This window comes from Rhizorhabdus sp., assembly GCF_018006725.1.
Taxonomy (GTDB): Bacteria; Pseudomonadota; Alphaproteobacteria; order Sphingomonadales; family Sphingomonadaceae; genus Rhizorhabdus.
Genome location: NZ_JAGMXV010000422.1, coordinates 1 through 2,944, shown reverse-complemented (window position 1 = coordinate 2,944; position 2,944 = coordinate 1). Strand labels below are relative to the sequence as shown.

The following is a 2,944-nucleotide window of genomic DNA, read 5'->3' as shown; positions in this document are numbered from 1 at the left end:
GAACTCGGCCGCTATATGAGCGAGGAAGCGCAGGCGACGCTGACGGCCGCCATCGCGCAGATGCAGGCGAGCGGCCAGGGCTTCGCGTTCAAGTCGGTGCCCCAGGGTGCTGCAACATCGGTCTGGGCCGCAACCCTCGCCGACCCCGCCGAGATCGGCGGCCGCTATCTGGAAGACTGCCATGTCGCCGAGACGGTAGAGACGCAGAGCGTCGGCTTCGGCGTCCGCCCCTACGCCCTCGACGCCGCGCGCGCGAAGCTGCTGTGGGACAAGAGCGAAGCGCTGGTGGGAGAGCGGTTCTAAGGCCAGGAGTGAGGGCCCTACCAGTTATGATATGGCCGGCGCCAAGAGCAGCTGACACTGAGATGTCTGCGTGAGAAAACCTCGGTTAGGTATCAATCAACGTCGTGGGCATCCTAGCCGGAAGGATGACTACTTTCTGTGTCGAAGTTGATCTGCGAACCGGCGGGAGTTACGATATTCGGCGGCACCGGCCCCCGGGCTTCAAACCTGGGTGAGGCCGGTGTCCGCTCCGTGTTGCGATGGCAGTTCTCTTCCGGGTTCGCGCCACGTCTCATTTCAATGTGATACACTCGACCCTGAGATCGCTACGACCGCAGCAGTTCCCTGGACGGTAAGGCAATTCCTGAATCTGTAAGATGTACCTAAACGAAAATGGTCGGGGAGAGAGGATTCGAACCTCCGGCCCCTGCCTCCCGAAGACAGTGCTCTACCAGGCTGAGCTACTCCCCGACGGAGATCCGGTCGTTTTTTAGGCCTCGGGAGCCGACCGGATTGAGCCAAGTGGGGCGCCTATAGGGGGCGGTCCGATTCCTTGCAAGCGGGTAATCGCGACTTTTTCAGATTGTCGCATCCATACGCGATTCTGAGGCGCGCGACGGGGCGGCCAGTGTCTCTATCCGCCTCGCTCCAAAGGAAAAGGCCGGCCGGGTCGGCGTCGGGACGGGCGGGGTGCCCGGTTCCGCGACGCCGGCCCGACCGGCCCGTCCTATCTCGGATCTGAGGCCGAAGCCGTCAGGCGGCCTTGGCGTTCTTCGCGGCCTCGATCGCCTCTACGACGATACGACGCGCTTCGTCGGCGTCGCCCCAGGTGCCGATGCGCACCCACTTCTTGGCTTCGAGATCCTTATAGTGGGTGAAGAAATGCTCGATCTGCTGCATCACGATCTCGGGGAGATCGTCTTTCTCGCCGACCTTCGAATAATAAGGGAAGGTTCCGTCGACCGGGACGGTCAGCAGCTTCTCGTCGCCGCCAGCCTCGTCCTCGAGCTTCAGCACGGCGATCGGGCGGACGCGGACGACGCAGCCCGGCACGAAGGGGGAGCGCGCGACGACGAGCGCGTCGAGCGGATCGCCATCGGGCGAGAGCGTGTGCGGCACGAAGCCGTAATTGGCGGGATAACGCATCGGCGTGTGCAGGATGCGATCCACGAAGAGCGCGCCCGACTTCTTGTCGAACTCGTACTTCACGGGCTCGCCACCCACCGGCACTTCGATGATGACGTTGAGGCTGTTGGGCGGATCGTCGCCCACGGGGATGAGGTCGATGTTCATGGCGCGCCTTTATGCTGCACCGCATCGGATTCCAAGCCGATTCACCGCTACGTTCCCGGTTTTCGGCGCATGTCGCGTGCACGGGCGGGCGGGATCCCGCGCGTACCGCTCGCGCAAAGCGCTTCCACGCCGGGCGATGTGGCGATAAGGGCGCGGCATGAGCAGGATCGAAACACCGCGCCCGATCCGGGGCACGCAGGACATGCTGGGCGAACAGGCACGGCGCTTCAGCCATGTGGTCGAGACCTTCGACCGGGTGCGTCGCCTCTACGGCTTCGGCCGGGTCGAGGTTCCGGTGTTCGAGCCGACCGCCGTTTTCGCGCGCTCGCTCGGCGAGACCACCGACGTCGTTTCCAAGGAAATGTACAGCTTCGAGGACCGCGGCGGCGATTCGGTGACGCTGCGGCCCGAGTTCACTGCGGGCATCTGCCGAGCCTATCTGACCGAGGGCTGGCAGCAATATGCGCCGCTCAAGGTCGCCACCCATGGCCCGCTGTTCCGCTATGAGCGGCCGCAGAAGGGGCGCTATCGCCAGTTTCACCAGCTCGACGCCGAGATCCTCGGCGCGGGCGAGCCGCAGGCCGATGTCGAGCTGCTCTGCCTCGCCGACCAGTTGCTGCGCGAGCTCGGCGTCGCCGATGGGGTCACGCTGACGCTCAACACGCTGGGCGATGGCGAGACGCGCGATGCCTGGCGCGCGGCGCTGATCGCCCATTTCGAAAAGCATCGGGGCGAGCTCAGCGAGGACAGCCTCGACCGGCTGGCCAAGAATCCGCTGCGTATCCTCGACAGCAAGGATCCGCGCGATCGTCCGATCGCCGATGCCGCACCCGAGATAGATGCCTTTCTGTCGGCCGAGGCGGGCAGCTTCTTCGAGGCGGTCACGCGCGGGCTGGAGGCGGCGGGCGTCGCCTGGACGCGCAATGCGCGGCTGGTGCGCGGGCTCGATTATTATCGCCACACCGCGTTCGAGTTCGTCACCGATCGCCTCGGCGCGCAGGGCACCGTGCTCGGTGGCGGGCGCTATGATGGGTTGATCGAAGCGCTCGGTGGTTCGCCGACCCCGGCGGTCGGCTGGGCGGCGGGTATCGAGCGGCTGGCGATGCTGATCGAGGAGCCGGCGGCGGAGCGGATCGACGTCGCGGTCGTCCCGATGGGCGAGGCGGCGCAGGCGCTGGCGGGCCAGGTGCTCGCCGACCTGCGCCGGGCCGGGCTGGCGGCCGACATGGCCTATAAGGGCAATATGAAGCGGCGGATGCAGAAGGCCGATGCGGCCGGCGCGCGCTATGCCGTGATCATCGGCGATGACGAGGTCGCGCGGGGCGAGGTGTCGCTCAAGGATATGGGCGCGCAGAGCCAGCGGCCTGTT

At 66.0% G+C, this 2,944-nt stretch carries 2 protein-coding genes, 1 tRNA gene and 1 pseudogene; 2 read left to right on the top strand and 2 right to left on the bottom strand.

Going from position 1 to position 2,944, the window contains the following annotated elements; genetic code table 11:
* Positions 1-303: pseudogene (locus tag KAY22_RS27215) on the top strand (shikimate dehydrogenase); the annotation flags it as partial.
* 373 nt (positions 304-676) lie between these two features.
* On the opposite strand, the gene KAY22_RS27210 reads toward KAY22_RS27215, so the two are convergent.
* Both KAY22_RS27210 and ppa read right to left on the bottom strand, forming a co-directional pair.
* Positions 677-753 (bottom strand) — tRNA-Pro (locus tag KAY22_RS27210).
* Positions 754-1,035: 282 nt separating this feature from the next.
* A complete protein-coding gene (gene ppa / locus KAY22_RS27205; protein WP_296626162.1) occupies positions 1,036-1,575 on the bottom strand; it encodes an inorganic diphosphatase in 540 nt (179 codons plus the stop codon).
* A 157-nt stretch (positions 1,576-1,732) separates the two neighbouring features.
* On the opposite strand from ppa, the gene hisS reads away from it, so the two are divergent.
* The coding region (gene hisS / locus KAY22_RS27200; RefSeq protein ID WP_296626161.1) for a histidine--tRNA ligase at positions 1,733-2,944 on the top strand (1,212 nt) is incomplete at its 3' end.

What these genes read in the sequence shown, in the direction of transcription:
- ppa (WP_296626162.1), bottom strand. Translation starts at nt 1,575, where the DNA reads ATGAACATCGACCTCATCCCCGTGGGCGACGATCCGCCCAACAGCCTC.